This is a genomic window from Micromonospora sp. NPDC049529, assembly GCF_055586685.1.
On the sequence record NZ_JBVJHT010000006.1, the window covers coordinates 201,705 to 223,015 of the forward strand.

At 71.7% G+C, this 21,311-nt stretch carries 21 protein-coding genes and 1 tRNA gene; 4 read left to right on the forward strand and 18 right to left on the reverse strand.

What is annotated here, in order from left to right; genetic code table 11:
* Positions 1–27 precede the first annotated feature (27 nt).
* The 10 genes from ACZ6QQ_RS12395 to ACZ6QQ_RS12440 form a co-directional block, all read right to left on the reverse strand.
* Positions 28–1,791 carry an aldehyde ferredoxin oxidoreductase N-terminal domain-containing protein gene (locus ACZ6QQ_RS12395; protein WP_465876060.1) on the reverse strand — a complete coding sequence of 588 codons (1,764 nt, stop codon included), beginning with the start codon at positions 1,789–1,791 and terminating at the stop codon, positions 28–30.
* The gene (locus ACZ6QQ_RS12400; RefSeq protein WP_465876061.1) at positions 1,782–3,077 is read right to left on the reverse strand and encodes an L-fuconate dehydratase; all 1,296 of its coding nucleotides are present in this window, start codon (positions 3,075–3,077) and stop codon (positions 1,782–1,784) included. Before ACZ6QQ_RS12400 ends, ACZ6QQ_RS12395 begins: the two co-directional genes overlap by 10 nt.
* Positions 3,074–3,907 (reverse strand): fumarylacetoacetate hydrolase family protein, encoded by an 834-nt coding sequence (locus tag ACZ6QQ_RS12405; RefSeq protein WP_465876062.1) that lies wholly within the window; start codon positions 3,905–3,907, stop codon positions 3,074–3,076. Before ACZ6QQ_RS12405 ends, ACZ6QQ_RS12400 begins: the two co-directional genes overlap by 4 nt.
* Positions 3,904–4,737, reverse strand: a complete 834-nt coding sequence (locus ACZ6QQ_RS12410) for an amidohydrolase family protein (RefSeq protein WP_465876063.1) — start codon at positions 4,735–4,737, stop codon at positions 3,904–3,906. Before ACZ6QQ_RS12410 ends, ACZ6QQ_RS12405 begins: the two co-directional genes overlap by 4 nt.
* Positions 4,734–5,759: an aldo/keto reductase gene (locus ACZ6QQ_RS12415; protein ID WP_465876064.1), complete on the reverse strand. Its 1,026-nt coding sequence runs from the start codon at positions 5,757–5,759 to the stop codon at positions 4,734–4,736. The genes ACZ6QQ_RS12410 and ACZ6QQ_RS12415 overlap by 4 nt, the downstream gene beginning before the upstream one ends.
* The gene (locus tag ACZ6QQ_RS12420; RefSeq protein WP_465876065.1) at positions 5,756–7,315 is read right to left on the reverse strand and encodes a sugar ABC transporter ATP-binding protein; all 1,560 of its coding nucleotides are present in this window, start codon (positions 7,313–7,315) and stop codon (positions 5,756–5,758) included. Before ACZ6QQ_RS12420 ends, ACZ6QQ_RS12415 begins: the two co-directional genes overlap by 4 nt.
* Positions 7,312–8,295 (reverse strand): ABC transporter permease, encoded by a 984-nt coding sequence (locus tag ACZ6QQ_RS12425; protein ID WP_465876066.1) that lies wholly within the window; start codon positions 8,293–8,295, stop codon positions 7,312–7,314. The genes ACZ6QQ_RS12420 and ACZ6QQ_RS12425 overlap by 4 nt, the downstream gene beginning before the upstream one ends.
* Entirely contained in the window at positions 8,292–9,368 is a 1,077-nt protein-coding gene (locus ACZ6QQ_RS12430; RefSeq protein ID WP_465876067.1) for an ABC transporter permease, read from the reverse strand. The genes ACZ6QQ_RS12425 and ACZ6QQ_RS12430 overlap by 4 nt, the downstream gene beginning before the upstream one ends.
* The gene (locus ACZ6QQ_RS12435; RefSeq protein WP_465876068.1) at positions 9,365–10,450 is read right to left on the reverse strand and encodes a mandelate racemase/muconate lactonizing enzyme family protein; all 1,086 of its coding nucleotides are present in this window, start codon (positions 10,448–10,450) and stop codon (positions 9,365–9,367) included. Before ACZ6QQ_RS12435 ends, ACZ6QQ_RS12430 begins: the two co-directional genes overlap by 4 nt.
* A gap of 94 nt (positions 10,451–10,544) precedes the next feature.
* Complete coding sequence (locus ACZ6QQ_RS12440; RefSeq protein ID WP_465876069.1) at positions 10,545–11,600, reverse strand: sugar ABC transporter substrate-binding protein; 1,056 nt, start codon at positions 11,598–11,600, stop codon at positions 10,545–10,547.
* 157 nt (positions 11,601–11,757) lie between these two features.
* On the opposite strand from ACZ6QQ_RS12440, the gene ACZ6QQ_RS12445 reads away from it, so the two are divergent.
* Both ACZ6QQ_RS12445 and ACZ6QQ_RS12450 read left to right on the forward strand, forming a co-directional pair.
* Positions 11,758–12,435: a GntR family transcriptional regulator gene (locus tag ACZ6QQ_RS12445; RefSeq protein ID WP_465876070.1), complete on the forward strand. Its 678-nt coding sequence runs from the start codon at positions 11,758–11,760 to the stop codon at positions 12,433–12,435.
* A gap of 123 nt (positions 12,436–12,558) precedes the next feature.
* Positions 12,559–13,254, forward strand: coding sequence for a GntR family transcriptional regulator (locus tag ACZ6QQ_RS12450; protein ID WP_465876071.1), 696 nt, complete (start codon positions 12,559–12,561; stop codon positions 13,252–13,254).
* Between the two features lie 83 nt (positions 13,255–13,337).
* Here the strand turns inward: ACZ6QQ_RS12450 and ACZ6QQ_RS12455 are convergent, their stop codons facing one another.
* Positions 13,338–14,939, reverse strand: a complete 1,602-nt coding sequence (locus ACZ6QQ_RS12455) for a flavin monoamine oxidase family protein (RefSeq protein ID WP_465876072.1) — start codon at positions 14,937–14,939, stop codon at positions 13,338–13,340.
* Between the two features lie 195 nt (positions 14,940–15,134).
* Positions 15,135–15,716, reverse strand: coding sequence for a sigma-70 family RNA polymerase sigma factor (locus ACZ6QQ_RS12460; protein WP_465876073.1), 582 nt, complete (start codon positions 15,714–15,716; stop codon positions 15,135–15,137).
* A 79-nt stretch (positions 15,717–15,795) separates the two neighbouring features.
* Between ACZ6QQ_RS12460 and ACZ6QQ_RS12465 the strand changes: the two genes are divergently transcribed.
* On the forward strand, positions 15,796–16,560 hold the full coding sequence (locus ACZ6QQ_RS12465) for a zf-HC2 domain-containing protein (RefSeq protein ID WP_465876074.1): 765 nt from the start codon (positions 15,796–15,798) through the stop codon (positions 16,558–16,560).
* 433 nt (positions 16,561–16,993) lie between these two features.
* Here the strand turns inward: ACZ6QQ_RS12465 and ACZ6QQ_RS12470 are convergent, their stop codons facing one another.
* The 6 genes from ACZ6QQ_RS12470 to ACZ6QQ_RS12495 all read right to left on the reverse strand — a co-directional run bounded on the left by ACZ6QQ_RS12470 (position 16,994) and on the right by ACZ6QQ_RS12495 (position 20,435).
* On the reverse strand, positions 16,994–17,560 hold the full coding sequence (locus ACZ6QQ_RS12470; protein WP_465876075.1) for a copper resistance CopC family protein: 567 nt from the start codon (positions 17,558–17,560) through the stop codon (positions 16,994–16,996).
* A gap of 179 nt (positions 17,561–17,739) precedes the next feature.
* Positions 17,740–18,207 carry a DUF5709 domain-containing protein gene (locus tag ACZ6QQ_RS12475; RefSeq protein WP_465876076.1) on the reverse strand — a complete coding sequence of 156 codons (468 nt, stop codon included), beginning with the start codon at positions 18,205–18,207 and terminating at the stop codon, positions 17,740–17,742.
* A gap of 97 nt (positions 18,208–18,304) precedes the next feature.
* The gene (locus tag ACZ6QQ_RS12480; protein ID WP_465876077.1) at positions 18,305–18,967 is read right to left on the reverse strand and encodes a GOLPH3/VPS74 family protein; all 663 of its coding nucleotides are present in this window, start codon (positions 18,965–18,967) and stop codon (positions 18,305–18,307) included.
* Positions 18,968–18,977: 10 nt separating this feature from the next.
* Entirely contained in the window at positions 18,978–19,451 is a 474-nt protein-coding gene (locus ACZ6QQ_RS12485; protein ID WP_465876078.1) for a hypothetical protein, read from the reverse strand.
* 298 nt (positions 19,452–19,749) lie between these two features.
* Positions 19,750–19,824: transfer RNA gene (locus tag ACZ6QQ_RS12490), tRNA-Val, on the reverse strand.
* 50 nt (positions 19,825–19,874) lie between these two features.
* Positions 19,875–20,435: a TIGR02611 family protein gene (locus ACZ6QQ_RS12495; RefSeq protein ID WP_465876079.1), complete on the reverse strand. Its 561-nt coding sequence runs from the start codon at positions 20,433–20,435 to the stop codon at positions 19,875–19,877.
* Positions 20,436–20,739: 304 nt separating this feature from the next.
* On the opposite strand from ACZ6QQ_RS12495, the gene ACZ6QQ_RS12500 reads away from it, so the two are divergent.
* Positions 20,740–21,171: an SsgA family sporulation/cell division regulator gene (locus ACZ6QQ_RS12500; protein ID WP_121159322.1), complete on the forward strand. Its 432-nt coding sequence runs from the start codon at positions 20,740–20,742 to the stop codon at positions 21,169–21,171.
* Positions 21,172–21,311: the final 140 nt, after the last annotated feature.

Genomic DNA, 21,311 nt, shown 5'->3' on the forward strand with positions numbered 1-21,311 from the left:
CTCTTTCGTACGTCGAGCCGAGCCCGTTCAGGCGAGCTCGGTGAATCCCAGTTCCCGGTGCACTTGCGCCACCGCACCGGTGAAGGCGGCCCGGTCGAGGACCGATCCGGCGTACCGGCCGGCGGCGACCGGTTCGGTGAAGAACCGGGCCGGCAGGATGTCCGCGTCCAACCCGATGCCGAGCCGTTGGTTGATCTCCCGTTGCCGGCGCAGCCGCTCGGCGCCGAGCGCGAGAACGTCCGGCCGGTGCCCGGTGACCGCCGCCACCAGGTCCTCGACCAGGTCCAGGGTGAGCGGTCGGGTCGGAGTGGCGGCGAACGCGCACACCCCGAGGGCGTCGAGGCCACTCCACAGGCGCAGTAGCTGCGCGGTCCGGGTCACGTCCAGCACGTCGCGGGCACGCGGCACGGTCGCCCCGAGCCGGCGCAGCTCCGGGTAGCTGTGCGGCATCCCCTCCACCGGGTCGAAGTCGAGGTCGTGCTCCACGATGTCGTAGCGCGGGCCGATCGGCGCGACCGCGTACCCGAGGCCGAGGTTCGGCTGCACCCGTGGGTCGAACGGCGGCAGCTCCACACCCTTGCTGGTCATCGCCGTGCGCGGGTTCGCCCGCGCGGATCCTTCGCCGAGCGGGTGGCCACCGGCGGCGATCCGTTCGACCACCGCCGGCACCTGCGCCGCCGGCACCCCGGCCGCGGCGAGGGTGCCGCCGAGCGACACCGGGTCCAGCCCGAGTTGCAGGCAGCGGGCGTGCAGCCGCCACGGGTCGGCCAGGCCCAGGTTCGGCCCGAGCATCGCCAGCGCCTCCTGGTGCAGGCCGGCTCCGGCGTACACCTTGATGCAGTCGGTCGGGCAGCCCGGACAGGCCGCGACCCGCTGCGGCGCGGGCGCGGTGCCGACCCCGCCACGGGTACGGGTGTCGGCGAAGTTCGCCACCGGGGCGTAACCGGGTTCGGCGTCCCAGACCCCGAACCCCGGTTCGCCGTGTTGCCAGGCGGTGAGCTGGTTACCGGGCTGGGCGGCGGCGTACCAGTCGGTGAGCCGGCGCAGCGCCTGCGGGGCGGCGACCGGCACCGGACCGGGGCCGGGTACGCAGACCACCGCCTTGACGTTCTTCGCCCCGAGCACCGCCCCCAGTCCGAGGCGGGGCAGCGGATGATCGCGGCAGGTGACGATCGAGGCGTACCGGACGCCGTGCTCACCCGCCGGTCCGATCACCGCCACCGCCGCGTTGTGGCCGTACCGGTCGAGCAGGGCGTCGGTGGCCGGGCCGGTCTCCAGTCCCCAGACCGCCCCGGCCGGTTCCAACCGGGCCCGGCCGGCTTCCACCACCACACAGACCGGTTGCGCGGCCCGGCCGTGCAGGATCACCCCGGTGGCGCCGGCCGAGCGCAGCCCGGCCGCGTACGGTCCCTCGGCCCGGGTTTCGGCGACCGCGCCGGACAGCGGCGAGATGCCGATCGCGGTGCACCGGGCCAGCCCCGGCCCGGACACCCCGGCGACGGTGCCGGCGACCAGCGCCAGCGGTGCGTCGGCCGGCTCGGTCGGACCGTTGACCACATCCCGGAGCACCGCCAGCGCCGCGAGCGGCCCGTCGAACCAGCCCGCCGTCCCGGTGCCGAGCGGCTTGACGAAACCAGCCGCCGTCCCGGTGCCGGGCGGCCCGTCGAGATCGCCCGCCCGGCCGGTGCCGGCCGGTCCGCCGGAGCCGTCCGCCGTCCTGGCGGCCGCCACCGGGCCGGAGCCCGTCGGTGGCGGCCAGCCGGTGGACAGGTTGAGGTGGATCAGGCCCACGCGGGCCCGTCCGGGTAGGCGAACCGGGTCAGGGTCTCCGGCCGCATTTCGCCCGAGAAGCCCGGCCGGCTCGGTGCCCGGTACGCCCCGTCGACGATCACCACCGGGTCGACGAAGTGCTCGTGCAGGTGGTCGACGTACTCGATCACCCGGTTGTCGAGGGAGCCGGAGACGGCCACGTAGTCGAACATGGACAGGTGCTGGACCAGCTCGCAGAGCCCGACCCCACCGGCGTGCGGGCAGACCGGGCGGCCGAACTTCGCCGCCAGCAGCAGGATGGCGATGTTCTCGTTCACCCCGCCGACCCGGCACGAGTCGATCTGCACGAAGTCGACCGCGTCGGCCTGGAGCAGCTGCTTGAACACGATCCGGTTCTGCACGTGCTCACCGGTCGCCACCCGGACCGGTCCCCCGTCCGGCGTGGCGTGAGCCAGCCCGCGCCGGATCGCCGCGTGCCCGAGGATGTCGTCCGGGCTGGTCGGCTCCTCGATCCACCACGGGTCGTACGGGGCCAGCGCACCCATCCAGTCGATCGCCTCGGCCACGTCCCAGCGCTGGTTGGCGTCGACCGCGATCCGGATGTCCGGCCCGACGACCTGCCGGGCCAGGGCGAGCCGGCGTACGTCGTCGTCCCGGTTCCCGCCGACCTTCAGTTTGATCTGCCGGTAGCCGTCGGCGACCGCCTGCTTCGCCAGCCGGGTGAGTTTCGCGTCGTCGTAGCCGAGCCAGCCCGGTGAGGTGGTGTACGCCGGGTAGCCGCCCCGTTCGAGTTCGGCGATCCGCTCGGCCCGGCCGGGCTCGGCGGCCCGAAGGATCTCCAGTGCCTCGTCCGGGGTGAGCGCGTCGGTCAGGTACCGCCAGTCGACCAGGTCGACGATCTGCTCCGGGCGAAGGTCCGCGAGCAGTCGCCAGACCGGCTTGCCGGCGACCCGGCCGGCGAGGTCCCAGGCGGCGTTGACGACGGCGGCGGTCGCCAGGTGGATGACGCCCTTCTCCGGGCCGAGCCAGCGCAGCTGCGAGTCGTGGGTGAGCCGCTTGGCGAACTCGCCCAGGTCGTCGACGGGTTGGCCGACGATGAACGGGACGAGCGCGTCGATCGCGGCCCGGCACACCTCGTTGCCCCGGCCGATGGTGAAGGTGAAGCCGTGGCCGTCGATCCCGCTGTCGGTGTGCAGGATGACGTACGCGGCGGAGTAGTCGGGGTCCGGGTTCATCGCGTCCGAGCCGTCGAGTTCCCGGGAGGTCGGGAACCGGATGTCGTACGTGTCGACCCCGGTGATGATCACGCGGCGTCCTTCACGGCCGAGCGCTGCCGGCCGAGGCCGTCGATCTCGACCTCGACCACGTCACCGGCGGCCAGGTACGGGAACCGCCCGGAGAGCGCGACACCCTCGGGGGTGCCGGTGCTGATCAGGTCGCCCGGGTCGAGCACGGTGTACTGGGACAGGTGCCAGACCAGGTACGCCACGTCGAAGATCATGTCGGCGGTGCGGGAGTCCTGCCGGGGCTCGCCGTTGACCCAGGAGCGCAGCCCGAGCTTCCCCGGATCGCCCACCTCGTCCGGCGTGACCAGGTACGGCCCGAGCGGGTTGAACGTCTCGCAGGACTTGCCCTTGGACCACTGTCCACCCGAGACGGCGAGCTGGAAGTCGCGCTCGGAGACGTCGTTGGCCAGCGCGTACCCGGCGATGTGGGCCAGCGCCTCCTGCGGCGAGGCCAGGTAGCGAGCCGTCTTGCCGATCACCACGGCCAGTTCCACCTCCCAGTCGGTCCTGGTCGAGCCGCGCGGCACGAGCACGTCGTCGTACGGTCCGACGACGGTGTTCGGCGCCTTGTAGAAGACGACCGGGTACTCGGGGTTCGCCGCGCCGGACTCGGCGGCGTGCGCGGCGTAGTTCAGCCCGACGCAGAGCACCACACCCGGTCGGGCGATCGGCGCGCCGATCCGCAGCCCGGTGATGTCGATCTCCGGCAGCCCGGCCACGTCGGTCACCCCGCCCGCCGCCAGGAACGCCCCGTCGATGTCCCCCGTGATGCCGGACAGGTCGTAGTAGCGGCCGTCCGTGTGGGCGACCGGGCGCTCCGCGCCGACCGAACCCACCCGCATGTACTTCATTCGATCTCCAACTTGTAGGTGCTGATCGCCGTGGTGCCGAAGATGTCGGCCGGGCTGCCGCCGAGGATCTCGGTCAGCGCCTGGTGAACCCGGGTGTAGGTGGCGGCCAGTTCGCAGACCGGCCAGTCCGAGCCGAACATGAGCCGGTCCGACCCGAACAGTTCGACCGCGCCGGCCACGAACGGCCGCAGGTCCTCGACCGTCCAACCGGTCGGGTCGGCCTCGGTGACCAGGCCGGAGAGCTTCGCCACCACGTTCGGGTTGGCCGCCACCGGGGCCGTCAGGGTCAGCCACTGCTCCAGCCCGGCGGCACCGGCCACGATCCGGGGCTTGCCGAGGTGGTCGAGGACGAACCGGCTCTCCGGCAGCGCGGCGGCGACCCGGGCCACCGCCGGCAACTGCTCGACCCGTACGACGAGTTCGTTGACCAGGCCGGCGTCGGCGACCGTACGCAGTCCGGCGCGGACGTCGGCCCGGTCGAGGTGATCGTCGGGTTGCCCCTGCACCTGGTCGCGGATGCCGACGAGCAGGTGCCCGCCGGGCCCGGCCCGGTAGCCGGCGAGGGTGGCGGCGAGGTCCGGGTCGGTGAGCGACGCCCAGCCGACCACCCCGGCGATCTCGTCGGTGGCGGCGGCGAGCGCCAGGAACTCGGTGGTCTCGGCGCTGTCGCAGCGGGCCGCCTCGACGAGCACGGTCCGGTCGACGCCGGCCGAGAGCAGGTTGCGCCGCAGGTCCTCGACGCCGTAGTCGCGCCGGATCCGGGTCAGCGCCGGGTCGGCCAGCCAGGCGTAGTCGGCGGTCCAGAGGTGCTGGTGCGCGTCGATGATCACGGCGTCGGCACCTCCTCGGGCAGCAGCCCGGAGTCCTTGAGGTCCCGCCAGAGCTGACCGGGGATCGGGTGGTCGAACATCTGCGCCGCGTCGGCCACCTCGTCGGCCGACCGGGCGCCGAGCACCACGCTGGCGACCGCCGGGTGTCCGAACGGGAACTGGGCGGCAGCGGCCCGCAGCGGCACCCCGTGCCTGGCGCAGACGTCCCGGATGGCCAGGGCCCGGTCCAGCAGCTCGGTCGGGGCGGGCAGGTAGTCGTAGGTGGCGCCCGGTTTCGGGTCGGCGAGCAGGCCTGAGTTGTAGACCCCGCCGGCGATCACCGAGACGCCCCGCTGCGCGCAGAGCGGCAGCAACTCGCCCAGACCGGACTGGTCGAGCAGGGTGTAGCGGCCGGCGAGCAGGACCGCGTCGAGGTGTCCGGTGCGGACGAAGTCGGCGAGCATGTCGGCCTGGTTCATGCCGACCGACACCGCACCGATCCGACCCTCGTCGCGCATCGCGACGAGCGTCGGCAGGGCCCCGGCGACCGCGTCGGCGTAGTGGTCGTCGGGGTCGTGGATGTGCAGCACGTCGGCCCGGTCCAGGCCGAGCCGGTCCAGACTCTCGGCGTACGACCGGCGGGTGCCGTCGGCGCTGAAGTCCCAGGCCGGGGTGGCGTCGACGGGCTCGGCCCAGATCTCGTCGTTGTGGTCACCGGCGGCCGGCTCGCTCCGGTGCCGGCCACCGCCGCGCGGCTGCTCCGGCCCCGGTACCAGGAGTCGACCGACCTTCGTGGAGAGTGCGAACTCGTCGCGGGGCTTGCCGGACAGCACCGCTCCGGCCCGCCGCTCGGAGAGGCCGGCGCCGTAGAGCGGGGCCGTGTCGAAGTACCGGTAGCCCAGTTCCCAGGCCCGTTCCAGGGTGGCGGACGCCTGTTCGGCGCCGACCGCCCGGTAGAGGCCGCCGAGCGGGGCGAGGCCGAGGCCGAGGCGGGTCACCTCGACCCCGGTGGCACCGAGTCGGGTCCGTTCGAATGGGTTCACGCGGCTGGCTCCCCTGCTGCATCGGGCCGGTCCGGGCCGGTGCCCGTCTGCTCCCGGTCCGGTCCAGCGTGGATCATCCGGATGATCGCCTGACTCATCCGGCCGTAGTCGTGGTCGTTGGCGAGTTCACCACGAACGGTGAAATCGTTCATCACCGCTACCCGATCCGCCAGGGTCACGATCTCCGGAAGATCGGAGGAGATCAACAGCAGGGCCATGCCGGCGCCGGCCAGTTCGGCGATCAGCTCGTGGAACGCGGCCTTGGTGCGTACGTCGATGCCGACGGTCGGCTCGTCCACGACCAGGATCTCGCACTGGGCGGCGAGCCACTTGGCGAGACTGACCTTCTGCTGGTTGCCGCCGGAGAGCTGCCCGGCGAGCTGACGCGGGGAGGCGGCCCGGATCCCGAGCCGTTCGGTGTACTCGGCCACCACGGTCCGCTCGGCCGACTCGGTGACCAGTCCGGCGCGGGCGATCCGGCGCCAGATCGTCACCCCGATGTTGCGGGTGATCGGCTGGTCGAGGAAGACCCCCTCCTCCTTGCGGTTCTCGGTGACGTACCCGATCTTGTAGCGGTGCAGCGCCTCGCCGACCGTACGGATGCGCACCGGCCTGCCGTGCACCTCGACCGTGCCGGCGGTGATCCGGTCCAGGCCGAGCAGTGCCTTGGCCAGTTCGCTGCGGCCGGCGCCGACCAGCCCGTACAGGCCGAGGATCTCGCCGGGGCGGACGGCGAGCGAGATGTCCCGGTGTCCACCGGCGGTGCTGACCCGGTCCAGTCGCAGGGCCGGCGGGGTCTGCGGGTCGACGTCGCGCCTGGCGAGCGTGACCGACGCGTACGCCCGGCCCACCATCAGGTCCACCACCTGGTCCTGGGTGTACGACGACAGCGGCTCGGCCTCGGCCACGCTGTGCCCGTCCCGCAGTACGGTGACCGCGTCCGCGACCGCGAAGACCTCTTCGAGTTTGTGGCTGACCAGTACCACGGCCTGTCCGGCGTCCCGGAGCTTCCGGACGATCTTGTAGAGCCGGTCGGCCTCGTCCCCGGTCAGCGAGGCGGTCGGCTCGTCGAGCAGCAGCACCTTGCTGTCCAGGCTGAGCGCCTTGGCGATCTCGACCAGTTGCCCGTGGGCGACCGACAGGTCGGCGACCGGGGTGTCCGGGTCCAGGTCCAGGTCGAGCAGGGCGAGGCAGCGTCGCGCCTCGGCCCGCATCCGGGCCCGGTCCACCACGCCGAAGCGACGCGGCAGGTGGTGCAGCACGATGTTCTCCGCGATGGAGAACGCGGGAATCAGGTTCCGTTCCTGGTGCACCACCCCGATGCCGGCCCGCTGGGCGTCCAGCGGACCGGTGAGCTGGAGTTCCTTGCCGTCGAGCACGATCTTGCCGCCGTCGGGGCGGTACACCCCGGTCAGCAGCTTGACCATGGTGCTCTTGCCGGCGCCGTTCTCCCCCAGCAGCGCGTGCACGCTGCCCGCCGCCAGCCGCAGGGTGGCGCCGTCCAGCGCGCGTACCCCCGGGAACGTCTTGACCAGGCCCTCGGCCGTGAGTATCACGACGACCTCCGCAACAGCTTCTGCCGGACGGTGCCGAGCAGCACCGCACCGAGGACGACCGCGCCGACGATCAGGTCGATCCAGCGCCGGTTGATGTCGAACTGGGCCTGCAACACGTCCACCAACCGGACCAGGAACGCGGCCAGGCAGGTGCCGGCGACGCTGACCGCCCCACCGGTGAGCGCCACCCCGCCGATGATCGGCGCGGCGAAGCTCGGCAGCAGCAGGTCGTCGCCGATGCTGGAGTTGACCGAGCCGGACGAGGCGACCGTGATGACCGCGGCGACCCCGGCGAGCAGCCCGGAGAGGGCGTGCGCGATCACGATCGAGCGGTCGTTGGAGATGCCGGACAGCCGGGCCGAGAACGGGCTGCCGCCGCTGGCGAGCAACTGCCGCCCGGTGACCGTACGGGCGAAGAAGAAGGCGACCAGGCCGGCGACGGCGAGCGCGACCAGGAACACCACCGGCAGCCCGAACAGTGACGCGCGACCGAACTCGCGCAGCCCCGGCGAGTAGCCCTGGTAGGTGTCGGGGCCGTTCACCCCGTACCGGAGACCCTCGATGATGGTCATGGTCGCCAGGGTGACGATGAAGCCGTTGATCCGGGTGAAGACCACCAGCGCGCCGTTGACCATGCCGGCGACCAGGCCGACGGCGAGCGCGACCAGCACCGCCAGCGGCGCCGGCAGACCGGCCTCGACCATCGCCCAGGCGGCGATCATGGCGCAGAAACCGGTCAGCGCGCCGACCGACAGGTTCATCTGGCCGATCGCCAGCACCACCATCTGGGAGAGCCCGATGACGATCGGTACGGCGAGGAACCGGAAGAACGCGCCGAGGGTGCCGGCGGAGAGCAGGTTGCCGCCGGTGGCGATGGCCAGGGCGACGAACCCGACCAGGGCGATCACGGCGAGGGTGAACTCGGGCCGCCGGGCGATCGAGCCCCAGCGTCCGGTCTTCTCTTCGTAGAGCACGGTCATGCCCGCACCCCCCTACGTTCGGCGAGCAAGTGGCGTACCCGGTCCAGCGAGAGCGCGACCAGCAGCACCAGCCCGATGTAGAGCTTGAGCTGGTCGAGCTGGAACTGGAGCAGGTTGAGTCCCTTGTAGATGACCTGGGTGAGGGTGGCGCCGAGGACCGTACCCAGGATGCTGACCGCGCCACCGGCGAGCAGCGTGCCGCCGAGCACCGGGCCGAGGAACGACGGGAGCAGGAACCCCTCGCCGATGTTGGCCGAGAAGGCGCCGTTGTTCGCCGCCAGCAGGAAGCCGGCGAGTCCGGCGAGCAGGCCGGACAGGGCGTGCGCCTGCACCACCCGGTCCTTGACCGGGATGCCCGACAACTCGGCCGCCTTGGCGTTGGCGCCGGTCATCAGGATCTCCCGGCCGAGCCGGCCGTACCGGAACAGCAGTCCGACCGCCAGCGCCGCGACCAGCGCGAACGGTACGACCAGCGGCACGTTCGGGCCGCAGACGTTGCCCGTGCAGTAGTCGGCGAAGGTGTCGTTGCGCAGCGAGGTCATCGCCGCCGGTTGACCGCCGAAGGCGACCCCGTCGGTGAACCGGGTGTAGAGGATCGTGATCAGCCCGATCATGGCGAAGTCGAGCGCCAGGGTGACCACGAACGAGTTCACCCCGGTACGCGAGATGATCAGCCCGGCGAGCGCACCGAGCAGCGTGCCGACGGCCAGTCCGATCACCAGCCCGACCAGCAGCGGTACGCCGAGCCGGTCGTACGCCAGCCCCATCGCGAAGGCGCTCATCGCGGCCATCCGGCCGACCGCCATGTTCATGTGCCCGAGCGAGAGGACCATGAGCTGGGCCAGCCCGACGACGACGTAGACGCTGATGTCGGCCTGGAGCGGCACCAGGGTCAGGGCGGTGTTGAGGAACGCCGGCCGCAGCGTGCTGAAGAGCACGACCAGGGCGATCAGCAGGATGACCAGCCCGAGGCGCGGGTTGGCCCAGAGCGGGATCCCGGGCGGCTTGCGTGGCGCCGGAGGCTCGGCCGCCGACGGCGCCTCCGGTGCGACCGTGGTGGTCTGGTCACTCACTGGACTCTCCGGTTGTCGATCGCGTCGCGGTCCCAGTCGATGCCGAGCCCGACCGTGGTCGGCGGCAACGCGTGCCCGTCGACGACGTCGATCTCGCGCCGGGTGATCGCGCGCAGTTGCGGTATGTGTTCCAGGTAGCCACTGTTGGGCACCGCGCAGCAGAGGCTGACGTGCAGTTCCATCAGGAAGTGCGGGCAGACCGTGACGTTGTACGTCTCGGCCAGGTGGGCGACCTTCAGCCAGGGGGTGATGCCGCCGATCCGGGCCACGTCGACCTGGACGATGCCGGCGGCGCCCCGGTGCAGGTAGTCGCGGAACTGGGCGCCCGAGTACATCGACTCGCCGACCGCGACCGGGATCGAGGTGGCCTGCGCCAGCGCCCGGTGTCCGGAGACGTCGTCGGCGGGCAGCGGTTCCTCGAACCAGTACGGGTCGGACGGCTCCAGCAGCCGGGCCCGCCGGATCGCCTCGGCGGCGGTGAGCGACTGGTTGGCGTCGAGCATCAGGTCGAAGTCGGGGCCGACCTCGGCCCGGACGGCGGCGAGCCGGGCCGCGTCCTCGACCGGCGACCGGCCGATCTTGAGTTTGGCGCCGGGCCAGCCGGCCGCCTTGCTGGCCTTCGCCCCGGCGATCAGCTCGTCGGTGCTCAGGTGCAGCCAGCCACCCTCGGTGTCGTAGAGCGGGATGCGGTCCTTGGCGCCACCGGCGAGCACCCAGAGCGGTTGGCCGGCGTCGCGGCACCGCCAGTCCCAGAGGGCGGTGTCGACGGCGGCCAGGGCGAGCGAGGTGATCGCCCCGACCGTGGTCGCGCGGGTGGCGGCGAAGAGGTCCCGCCACACCGCCTCGACCCGCCGGGGGTCCGCGCCGACCAGTCGGGGCACCAGGTAGTCGCGCAGCAGCGCGAGGACCGCGGTGCCACCGGTGCCGATCGTGTACGCGTAACCGGTGCCGGTCCCACCGTCGTCGGTACGGATCTCGACGAAGATGGTCTCCTGTTTGAGGAACGACTGGACGGCGTCGGTGCGTACGGTCTCGACCTCCAGGTCGACGAGGTACGCCTCGGCGTGGGTGATCGCGGGCAACGAGGCTCCTTCGAGGGGTGGCGAGCGCGCCGGTGACCTGCCGGCGCTCTCGACTACCGGGCCGGCCAGCGGTGACACTGACCGGCCGGGTCGACTACTGGCAGGTCAGGTACTGGCTGTCGAACGCCGTCTTCAGCTCGTCCGTCTTGGCCTGCCGGTCGGTCTCGTAGTTGTCCACGTTGGCCTTCGTCACCACGAAGGATCCGGAGTCGACGACCACGCCGGGGGTGCTGATCGTGCAGCCGCCGGAGAGCTTGGTCAGCGCGTACGCCCCGACGGAGACCTGCCCGACCGGGTTCTGGAGCACGGTGCCGGCGACGGAGCCGTCCCGGATGCCGGCCAGGATGGTCTGGTCGTCGTCGATCGCGATCACCTTGATCGGCAGCTTGGCCTGCTTGACGCCCTCGGCGGCGGCGACCGCCGGGTTGTAGGCGGTGTTGACGATGCCCTGGATCTGGGTGCCCTTGGCGGCGAGCAGGTCGGCGACGGCCTTCTGCGCGCTCTGCAGGTCCTTGTCCACGTCGGTCACGGTCTGGAGCAGCGTGACCTTGCCGCCGGCCTCGTCGACGGCCTTCTGCACGCCGGCCATCCGGCGCTGGGTGTTGGAGTCGACCTTGTTGCCGGTGAGGTGGACCAGGTTGCCCTGGCCGCCGATCGCCTCGATAGCGGCCTGTCCGGCCTTGTACGCGGCCAGTTCGACGTCGGTGGAGAGGCAGAAGTCGGCCTTGTTGACGTCGCCGGCCGGGCAGGAGGCGAGCGAGCCGACCGCGAAGCCCTGACCCTTGAGGTCCTCGAAGGTGGAGTTGATGTTCTCCGGGGCGACCCCGAAGATGCCGAAGGCGTTGTAACCCTGGGCGGCCAGGGCCTTGAGGACGTCGTTCTGCTTGGTCTGGTCCCAGCCGGAGGTCTCGTTGAACGTGACGTCGGCCAGGCCGAGGTCGGTCTTGGCCTTGGCGCCCGCGTCCTTCCACGGCTGGAAGTAGGGGTGGGCTCCGCCCGGGACGAGGGCGAGCTTCACCTGGTCGGCCGCCCGCGTGGTCGCGCCGGCCGCCTCGTTGTCACTTTTCTTGGTGCAACCGGCGGTGGCCAGGGTGCCGAGCACCAGGATGGCAGCCGCGGCGCCGAGCCGAGTCAACGGGCTCCGATTCATGACCGCACCTTTCGCGCATATCGTGGATCCTATAGGATGTATCATGGATGTTTAGTCGATCACACTCGCTCGCGTCAAGGCTTAACCTCGAAGAAACATGCCGTCGTTATCAAGGCGTGTCGGGCCGAGCGCGAAGCCACCCCACAGGAGGAGACGGATGGTCCACCAGCAGCCGGTCCGTCCGCTCCGCCGCTCCACCCTCGGCGAAGACGTGTACGAGACGCTCAAGGTCCTGGTGCTGGAGCACACGCTGACCCCCGGTGACCGGATCAACATCGATGCGCTCGCCCGCGACCTGGCCGTCTCCCCCACCCCGATCCGCGAGGCGCTGGCCCGGCTGGAGGCCGACGGGCTGGTCCGCAAGCGTCCGCTGGTCGGCTACACGGTGAGCCCGCTGCTGACCCGGGCCGAGTTCACCCACATGTTCGAGATGCGCTCACTGCTGGAGACCGCCGCCGCGCGCTACGCCGCCGAGCGGGCCAGCGTTCAACTCCGGGCGGCGATCAGCGCCGAGGCGGCCACCACGGTCGGCACCGACGACGGAGACCCCGAGGGCTGGCACTGGCACGCCGCGTTCACCACCCTCGACGCCCGGTTCCACGAGCTGATCGCCAGCGCCGCCGGCAACCCGCTGCTCTCCGACGGCATCGCCCGACTCCACGCCCACCTGCACCTGCACCGCCGCTACTTCCCGTACGCGGAGACCGGCACCACCGGCGCCGAACACCAGCGGATCGCCGACGCGATCCGGGCCGGCGCACCGGACGCCGCCGAGGCGGCCATGCGCGACCACCTGGACCGGGCCCGGGAACGCCACCTGCCCGCCTTCGAGTAGCCCGTCCGTCGTGGACGTCCGCCAGATGTCCGAACGCGACCCGATCGATCAGCCACGATAGGGCCATCGTCACTGGGCTATCCTCGTCATCTACGAGTTTCATCGCCCGGGCGGGAGACATCGATGGTCAATGCACCGGTGGACCGCACGGAGAAGTCGGCCGGACCGGCGACGCTGGCCCCACTGCCCGCCCGACAGACCCTGACCGAGGACGTCTACCAGGCGATCAAACGGCTCATCATGGACCACCTGATCCCGCCGAGGGGCCGGCTCAGCATCGACCAACTCGCCCGTGACCTGCGGGTCTCCTCCACCCCGATCCGCGAGGCGCTGGTCCGGCTGGAGTCCGAGGGGCTCGCCGAGAAGGAACCGCTGCGCGGCTACTCGGTCAGCCCGATCCTCACCCCGGCCCAGGTGGACGACCTGTTCGAGTTCCGTGGCCTGATCGAACCCTGGGCTGCCGCCCGCGCGGCACTGCGGCGCGACGAGACCGGACTGGCCCGGCTCCGGGCCGAAGTGGACTCGGTCAGCACCCTGCCGGCCGGCGAGAGCTACGCCGACTACCAGGACCTCGCCGGCCACGACGACCGGTTCCACCGGCAGATCGCCGAGCTGGCCGGCAACCACCAACTACTGCGCGCGTTCGCCCGTACGCACTGCCACCTGCACCTGTTCCGCCGCCGCTACACCGCCCCGCTGGGCAGCGCGACCGTGGCCGAACACCGGGACATCGCGGCGGCCGTCGGTGCGGGCGATCCCGACGGTGCGTACGCGGCGATGGAAGCCCACCTGGAACGGGCCCGGCAGCGGCTGACCTGAGCACGGCGACGCCGGGTCGGGAGGCGGCCCGGCCGCGGTCGGCGCGTCCACCCCGGTCCCACGTCCGGGGTGGACGGGACCGGTCAGCTCGACATCACCCGCTCGTGCAGCGCCGTCACCACCGACCGGGCCGAGACGAACGCCCCGTGCTGCCACGCCGTCTCGTGGCTGAGCCAGTCACCGGCGAAGTAGACCCGACCGGCCGGCTGAAGCAGCAGGTTGTATCCGGCGGACCCGCGCGGCGGCGACGTCCAGGCCCCCTCCAGGTAGCGGGTCCGGTCCCAGGCGTGCGAGAACGAGGTGGACAGTTCGCTGCGGTACTTCTCCCCGTGGATCTTCACGCCCTGGGCCACCGCCCGCGCCTCACGCTCCGCCGGAGTGAGCGCGCTGTACGTCCGCGCGTTCGCGCCGGTGTTGTAGTAACCGACGATCAGACCCCGCTTGCCATGGAAGCCGTACGACGGGTACCAGATGTGCGACAGGTCCAGGTCGGTCTCGGTGATGCCGCCGTAGATCCGCTCGTCAATCTCCCACCAGCGGCTGCGGTACTCCAGGCCGATCTTGCCGGAGGCGGTGACCGGGAAGCCGGCCAGCGCGGCCGTCACGTTGGTGCCGAGGTTGTGCGGCACCCGGGCCATCAGGTTCGGCGGCAGCGTACCCACGCAGAAGTCGGCCCTGATCGACCGGGTGTGCCGGCCCTGCCGATAGGTCACCTCGACCTCGTGACCCCGGTTGGTCACGCCGGTGACCTCGGCGCCGAGCGTGATCCGGTGGTGGCCGACCGCCCGGCTGAGCGCACGCGGGATCGCGTCCATGCCGTCGACCGGCTGGAACATCAGCATCGCCTGGTCGTAGCCGAGTTCGAAGGAGAAGTAGCGGCCGACGTTGCTGGCGAACACCTCCGACAGCGGCGGCGGGGCACCGAGCAGGGTCCCGGCGTCGTTACCGGCCCCCGGATAGGCCGCGTAACCGCGCCGGCTGGTCCCGGTGTACGCGAACCCGCTGGTCCGCCCGCCGATCGCACCGAAGCTCTGGAGGAACGACAGCAGGCGGGTCTTGTCCTCGGCGGTGAGCCGGGCGTCCAGCGCCCCCTGGTCGGTCGCCTTGGCCAGCAGTTCGGAGATGTAGCCGTACACGTCGGCCTTGGCGGTGCGGTAGCGCTGGGCCGAGGTCATGCCGGTCGACTCGTTGTAGATCCGGGCGTCGGCGTTGGCGTTGGTGAACACCTCGATCGGCACCCCGAGTTCGCGGCAGTAGTCCAGGGTGACCATCCACTGGGCCAACCGGCCGGGGCCGGCGTTGAAGTAGGTGCCGGAGGAGAACTTCGCCTTCTGGGTGTGGCCGTCGAGATCAGTCTCGACGTCGCCGCCACGGATGGTCAGGTTACGGCCACCGGCAACGCCGCGCGCCTCCAAAATGGTGCAGTCGTACCCGGCCTTGCCCAGCTCGTACGCGGTGGCGAGGCCGGCGATGCCGCCGCCGAGGATGACCACGCGCGCCGCGCCGCGCCCGGTCAGGTGGAAGTCGGACCGCTGCGGTGCCCGGTACGCGGGCGCCGCCGACGCGGCGGTCGGCGCGAGTCCCAGGGCGCCCATGGTGGCGAGCATCGCGCCCGCTCCACCGCTCGCGCCGACCGCGCGCAGAAAGCCGCGCCGGTCCAGGGCAGGTGGTGTGTGGTGGCTCATACGTCCCCCTTGTGAAATCCGTGGGACGCCGAGTCTCTGTTCCAACTGTTACCGGCAAAACGAACTGATGTTGCCGCAACATTTCGTTGATCTTCAATGCCCCCACCCGCAGGCACCGTTGATCATGAAGTTAGCGCGACCCCAGGGGTTCAGGGGTCGCGCTAACTTCATGATCAACCGCTGGGTGGGGTCGGGTCAGCCGGTGACGCGGGCTTCGTCGGGGCCGCCTTGGGCGCGCATCGCGGCGACCAGGTCGGCCCGTGCGCGGGCTACGCGGGAGCGGATGGTGCCGATCGGGCAGTCGCAGACCTCGGCCGCCTCGGCGTAGCTCAGCCCGGCGACCTGGGTGGCGACGAACGCCTCCCGCCGGTCGCGCGGCAGCGTACGGAGCAGCTGGTCGAGGAGGACGCCCTCCTCGAAGCCGCCACCGTGATTGGCCCTGGCGGCGTCGGCCGCCCCCTGCCAGTCGATCAGCTCGGCGCTGCGCGGGCTGCGGACCAGCGCCCGGATGTGGTCGGCCGCGACCCGACGCGCGATCGCCAGCAACCACGTACGCGCCGACGACCGGGCGGCGAACCGGGGCAGCGCCCGCATCGCCCGCAGGTACGTCTCCTGGGTCAGGTCCTCGGCCTCGCCGTAACCGACCAGATGCGTGACGAATCGGTGCACGTCATGCTGGGTGGCCCGGATGAAGGCACCCGCCGCTGTCCGGTCGCCGGCCTTCGCGGCCAACGCCCAGCGGGTGATCTCGTCGTCGTCGGACCCGGTCGCAGGCATGGTGGAAGGTTAACCTGTGCCACCGCGGTTATGGTTGCGGCAGTTCCATGGGAACTCGACGGATCCGGGGACCGACAATATGGGTGTGGGGTGTGAACAGTACCGGGAGACGCTCTCGGCGTGGCTGGACGGCGAGGACGACCCTGCCGAGCGGCACGTCATCGAGGCGCACCTCGGTGAGTGCAACGAATGCCGATCCTGGGTCGACACCGCCGCCTCGGTGACCCGGCTCGCCCGGACCAGCCTGGTCGGCGCGGTTGGCGAGGTCGACGAGCGGCTGCTCGCGGCGGCGCCCGGACCGGGCCGGCTCCGGGTCGCCGTCACGCTGCGGATCCTGCTCGGCGTACTCGGCGGGGTGCAGTTCGTGCTCGGCTCGGCGCAGATCGCCGGCATCGCGGGCACCCAGCACCTGCACGACCTCACCGGCACCACCGTGCCGCCGAACCACCTGTGGCACGAGTCGGCGGCGTGGAACGTGGCGATCGGTGCCGGCTTCGCCTGGATCGCGCTGCGGCGCACCCGGCCGACGGGGATCCTGCCCACGCTCACCGCGTTCGTCGCGGTGCTCACCCTGCTCTCGGCGAACGACATGATCGTCGGGCGGGTCGACGTCAGCCGGATCCTCAGCCACGGTTTCATCCTGGCCGGTTACCTGATCATCCTCGCCCTGACCCGTCCGGCGCTGGACCCCGGCGAGCCACCACAGCGACGCCAGCCCGGCCCGTCCCGCTGGCGGGCCAGCTTCGACGTCGACGAGGTCGCCGCCCCCGTCCCGCCGCTGCGCCTGGTCCGCGCCCACCCCGGCCCGGCCCACGCCCGCCACGACGACCACCGCGCCGCCTGACGGGTCACCCGGCACAAGCACCGCGCCCGGCTGACCGGTCACCCGGCACAAGCACCGCGCCCGGCTGACCGGTCACCCGGCACAAGCACCGCGCCCGGCCGACGGATCACCCGCAACAACCACCGGGCGCCGTGACCGGTTATCCGCCGCAACCAGGTGCCGGCTGACCGATTGCCCGCCACGACCACCGGGCCGGATGGTCGGATGGCGCGCCTATCGGCTACGGCCTGACGCGCGCCTACCGGCTACCGAGACCGGCAGCCACCACAGCCGCTCCCCCGTCGACCGGGCCGGCCCGGATCCGTCGTCCGCCCCGGCGTCGTGGCCGAGGATCCGGGCCTCGGAGACGCGGTCGAAGGTGCGGCGGCGGGCACATCAGGCTCGGCGCCGGCCCGTTGCCCGCCGTGCCGGGGCACGGGTACGTCGGTGCCGCTCACCGGGTACCGTCCGGTCGACGTCGGCGTACCCGGATCAACCCGGCGGCGACGGCGGCGAGGGTGACCGCCCCGGCCGGCCACCACCACAGCGGCGCCGAGCCCCCGGTGGCCGCGACGGGTGCCGTGGCCCGGAGCGGGTCGACGGGTGCCGCCGGCTCCCGGCCGGGCGGCAGCGCGACGCTGAACCGGAACTGGCCCTCGATCGGGTGCCCGTCGGCGGAGATCGCCCGCCACGCCACCCGGTAGTCGCCGGACCGCAGCGGGTGCACCGGCTGACGCATCCGGTGGTCCACCACCCGCACCGGCCCGTCGCCGTAGCCCGCCCGGTCCGCGCCCTCGACCAGAACCGTGCTCAGATCGGCCCGGACGACCTCGTTGAAGGTCAGGGTCACCGCCGGCAGCGCCCCGGTCACGGTCGAGCCGTCGGCCGGGTCGGTGCCGAGCAGCCGGGAGTGCGCCCAGGCCGGTGTGGTGGCGACCGGAAGACCGGCGAGCAGTACGGCCAGCGCAGCCCCAGCCAGCATGGCGACCCGGGCAACGACCCGTCCACCGTGCACCACCACCGACCCCGCTCCCACCGTCGCGTCAGCCCGGTAGGTGGTCGGGCCGGCCTCGCCGGGAGTTCCCCGGCACCGGTGCGGGCCGGGTCACACCTGTGGCCCGTCGCGATCCCGTGCTCTTCGCCGGCCGACGGAACGCGGAGAGCCGGTCAGACCCGGCTCGGTGGAGCCTTGGGAGTCGGTCAGGGGAACTCGACGATGTGCATCGCGGCCTCCTCGGCCGACGCGCCGCCACCGTCGATGCCGACGTCGCTGCCGATCGACTCGCCCTCGATGTCCGGTCCCAGCCCCTGGTCGGGGGCGACCAGCCGGCCCGCGCGCAGGTCGCCGACCTCGTTGGCGTCGAGGAACTCGTCGGCCTCGCGGGAGAGCGCGTCCTCGTCGAGGTCGGTCGGGAGCAGCGGGGTCTCCCACGGTGTCGCCTGCTCCGGGACCTCCTGGGCGATCCGCTGGTCGAGCGACTCGCCGATGCCGGCCTCCTCGGCGGTCACACCGAAGGCGGTCGAGCCCCGGTAGTTCTCCGGCGGGGAGTAGCCCTCGTCGAGGGCGTCGTCGAGCCCCCGATCCTCCAGCGTGTCGTCCGCCGACAGTTGACCCTCGTCGTGAGGGAACCAGACGTCCGTCTCGGCCGATCCGTCAGGGGTGGTCATGTCGTCTCTCCTTGCTGCCCGTTGCCGGCGGATATGCCCGCCGTGGGCCGAGCCTAACCACCGGCCGTACGGACCGCAGCGGCCGCACGGTCGGCGCTCAGCTGCCCCCACCCATGATCGTCACGGTGGTGGTCGCCCCCAGCGCGATCTGGAGTTCGGCCAGTGTGTCCCGCAGTGCCGTACTCGGCCACTCCGGCTCGCCGAACGCGTCCAGCCGACGGCGTACCTCCTCCGGCGGGTGGCCGGGGAAGGCCGAGGCGACCAGTCCGATGTCACAGACCAACGACCAGAGCGCGTGGGTACGCCGGTCGGGCGGGGTGGTGCCGTCCAGGGCGAGCAGCAGCCGGCGGCGGGCGTCGAGTTCCGCGCCCGGCTGACCGGTGCTGGTCGACGGGTAGCGGGTGCTCGGGAACACCCACAGCACCCGTTGCTCCGTACGCGACAGCAGGCCACGCCCGACGAGCCGGTCGAGTACGGCGTCCCGCAGCCCCTCCCGCAGCCGGCCGACCCAGTCCACCGCTGTGCTCTCGGTACGGGCCGAGGAGATCTCGGCCAGTCCCCGGTCGACGACGGCGTCACCGGTCGGGGTCGGATCGAGCACCCGTAGCCGCCCGTCGACCGGGGCCACCCGACCGGCGATCGCCAGTTCGACCAGGACCGCGCCGGCCAACCCGTAGTCCAGCCAGGACGAGTCCGGGGTGGGCGATCCGTCGTCCCCGTAGCCGAGCAGGAGCAGTTCCTCAGCCAGGTTGATGTCCATCTTCCCCATGTTAGGAAGGGCCCGCACCGGCCCCGCGCGGCCGCCGGTAGACGAACGCCGTGGACACGTGCTCGCCGACGACGATGGCGAGGGCGACGGGTACGAAGAACTCCCACGGCTCCGGCAGCCGGGGCCCGAGCAGCCACAGGCCGAGCGCCGCGCAGACGACGCCGGGGATCGCGAACGCGAGACGGGCCCGCAACCGGTGCCCCTGCCGGACCGGACCCACCCCGGCGACGGCGACAGCGGCGAGCATGCCGGCGTCGGGGAACCCGAGGGTGTCCGCCACCACCACGATCAGCACCCCGAACAGGACGCCCACCAGCGACGATCGGGCGGTTTCCGCGAGCGCAGCGCGCAGCGGCCCGTCCGGCAGCCCCGGCCCCCCGTCGTAGACGAGGGCGCCCCTCTTGTCGTAGGCCCAGTGCCGGGGCGGGTCGCCGGCCGGAGCGGGATCGGCTGGCCCGGAGGCGTCTGCGCGCACCCGTCCAGTATGGAGTTGCCACGCCACGGGCGGACGACCCGCTTGCTGCTGACGTCGACCGGCCATCGGGTCGACCGTCCTGGCTTCTCCCGCGCTCAACGACGGAACGGGAACTCCGGTTACGCCGGCTCCGCCCGATCCCGCCGGTCGGCGTTCCGGGCGACGGAGAAAGCGGCGCCGCGCATTCGCATTTTTTCGGATGGACGAATCGCCGGTGGCCCGAGCGGAGGGATCCTCGGCCGGATGGCCCGACAACGGAAAGAGGGCATGTCCCGCAATGGGACATACCCTCTTTACCTGGTGGGCGATGCTGGTATCGAACCAGCGACCTCTTCGGTGTGAACGAAGCGCTCTCCCACTGAGCTAATCGCCCTCAGCGCGCATGACTGTACCTGATCCGGTCGGCACCGCGCATCTTCGGGGTCAGTTGGTGGCGAGGTAGTGCAGCACGGTGGCGACGATGTCGATACCGAGGCTGTACTTCAGCGACAGCCAGACGACCACGCTGACGAAGACCAGGCCGACCGCGCCGATCAGCAGGCGTACCGGCCAGGACTGGCGGGTGGCCCAGCGGGTCCAGCCCTGCACGTTGCGCCGGGTGAAGGTGAGCAGCCGACGGGCCCAGTGGTATTCGACCGCCCAGATGCCCAGGCCGGCGATCACCAGCAGCCAGCCCGGTCCGGGTAGCGGGATGAGGGCCAGGCCGACGAGGACCACGATCGCACCGACCACCGCCACGATGATCTTGAGGGCGATCCGGCCGGTGGGGTTGGCCCGGATGATCTCCAGAGCGGTCTGCACCCGCTGCCGGACACCGGATGGTGCCTGCTCCCGCTCCACCACCAAAGAGTCGCCGTCCGCGGGTCGCGGCTGGCGCTCGTAGGCGACGCGCTCGTCGTCGGGCACGTGGTTCCTCCGCTCCTCGACCACCAGTGTCCCCCCGCGCTCGACCGGCAGCACCGTGGTCGCCGTCACTATGGCCATTGCTCCATTGAGGAGCATTTCATGACCATTTCGCCCCCCAGTGTCGGCCCGGCCCGTCACTCAACAGGACGACTGGACGTTACCGGAGTGAGTCGACGTGTGAACCATCCGACGCCGGGTGGGATCAGAGATGTGGGTAGAACTGGACATCCTACCTAAAATTTCTATTTCGAACGGCGTTCGGGGACCCTCTTCCCACTACTGGGTGAGATCAGCGTATGGCGGAGCGTAACCAGGTTCATCACCTGAGGATGGGAAAAGCGGGGCACGTACGCCCCGCAGCGGTGCCGGGGGGAGAACGTCCATGAGTGTCATCCGACCGACGACAGTCGAGGTCGAGACGTCGTTAAGGCTCGTCGCACCTGATGCCACCGCGCTGCCGGTGCGTGCCAGTCTGCGCTACGACCCAGCCGACCCGTACGCGGTCCATGTCCTGTTTCATGCCGAATCTGCCGGCGGCGAAGCGGTCAGTTGGTCCTTCGCCCGAGAACTACTCGTCACCGGGCTCGACGAGCCCGCCGGAATTGGCGATGTCCGGGTATGGCCGTGGGCCACACCGCGCGGGGACTTCGTCGCGCTCGCCCTTTCTTCACCAGATGGAAATGCCCTGTTTGAGGTGCCTCGCAGCGTTCTAGTCAGGTTCCTTCGGCGGACCTACGTGGTCGTGCCGCGAGGCCGCGAGAGCGAGCACCTCGACGTGGACGCCGCGGTCAACCGGCTCCTCGCCGGTCGCTGAGCAGCGGACGACACGAACAGCGGCGGGGGGGGGGGGGGGGGAGGGGGGGGGGGGGGGTGGGGTGGCTTCTGCAGCGGGGGGGTGTGGGCGCATCCACCCAGGGGGGGGAACACGGCGGGAGGGGGTAGGGGGCAGGGGAC

Bases quoted from the DNA above. Each gene is read 5' to 3' on its own strand.
- ACZ6QQ_RS12405 (WP_465876062.1), bottom strand. From the start codon at position 3,907: ATGAAGTACATGCGGGTGGGTTCGGTCGGCGCGGAGCGCCCGGTCGCC.
- ACZ6QQ_RS12425 (WP_465876066.1), bottom strand. From the start codon at position 8,295: ATGACCGTGCTCTACGAAGAGAAGACCGGACGCTGGGGCTCGATCGCC.
- ACZ6QQ_RS12440 (WP_465876069.1), bottom strand. From the start codon at position 11,600: ATGAATCGGAGCCCGTTGACTCGGCTCGGCGCCGCGGCTGCCATCCTG.
- ACZ6QQ_RS12445 (WP_465876070.1), top strand. From the start codon at position 11,758: ATGGTCCACCAGCAGCCGGTCCGTCCGCTCCGCCGCTCCACCCTCGGC.
- ACZ6QQ_RS12450 (WP_465876071.1), top strand. From the start codon at position 12,559: ATGGTCAATGCACCGGTGGACCGCACGGAGAAGTCGGCCGGACCGGCG.
- ACZ6QQ_RS12455 (WP_465876072.1), bottom strand. From the start codon at position 14,939: ATGAGCCACCACACACCACCTGCCCTGGACCGGCGCGGCTTTCTGCGC.
- ACZ6QQ_RS12460 (WP_465876073.1), bottom strand. From the start codon at position 15,716: ATGCCTGCGACCGGGTCCGACGACGACGAGATCACCCGCTGGGCGTTG.
- ACZ6QQ_RS12465 (WP_465876074.1), top strand. From the start codon at position 15,796: ATGGGTGTGGGGTGTGAACAGTACCGGGAGACGCTCTCGGCGTGGCTG.
- ACZ6QQ_RS12475 (WP_465876076.1), bottom strand. From the start codon at position 18,207: ATGACCACCCCTGACGGATCGGCCGAGACGGACGTCTGGTTCCCTCAC.
- ACZ6QQ_RS12480 (WP_465876077.1), bottom strand. From the start codon at position 18,967: ATGGACATCAACCTGGCTGAGGAACTGCTCCTGCTCGGCTACGGGGAC.
- ACZ6QQ_RS12495 (WP_465876079.1), bottom strand. From the start codon at position 20,435: ATGGCCATAGTGACGGCGACCACGGTGCTGCCGGTCGAGCGCGGGGGG.
- ACZ6QQ_RS12500 (WP_121159322.1), top strand. From the start codon at position 20,740: ATGAGTGTCATCCGACCGACGACAGTCGAGGTCGAGACGTCGTTAAGG.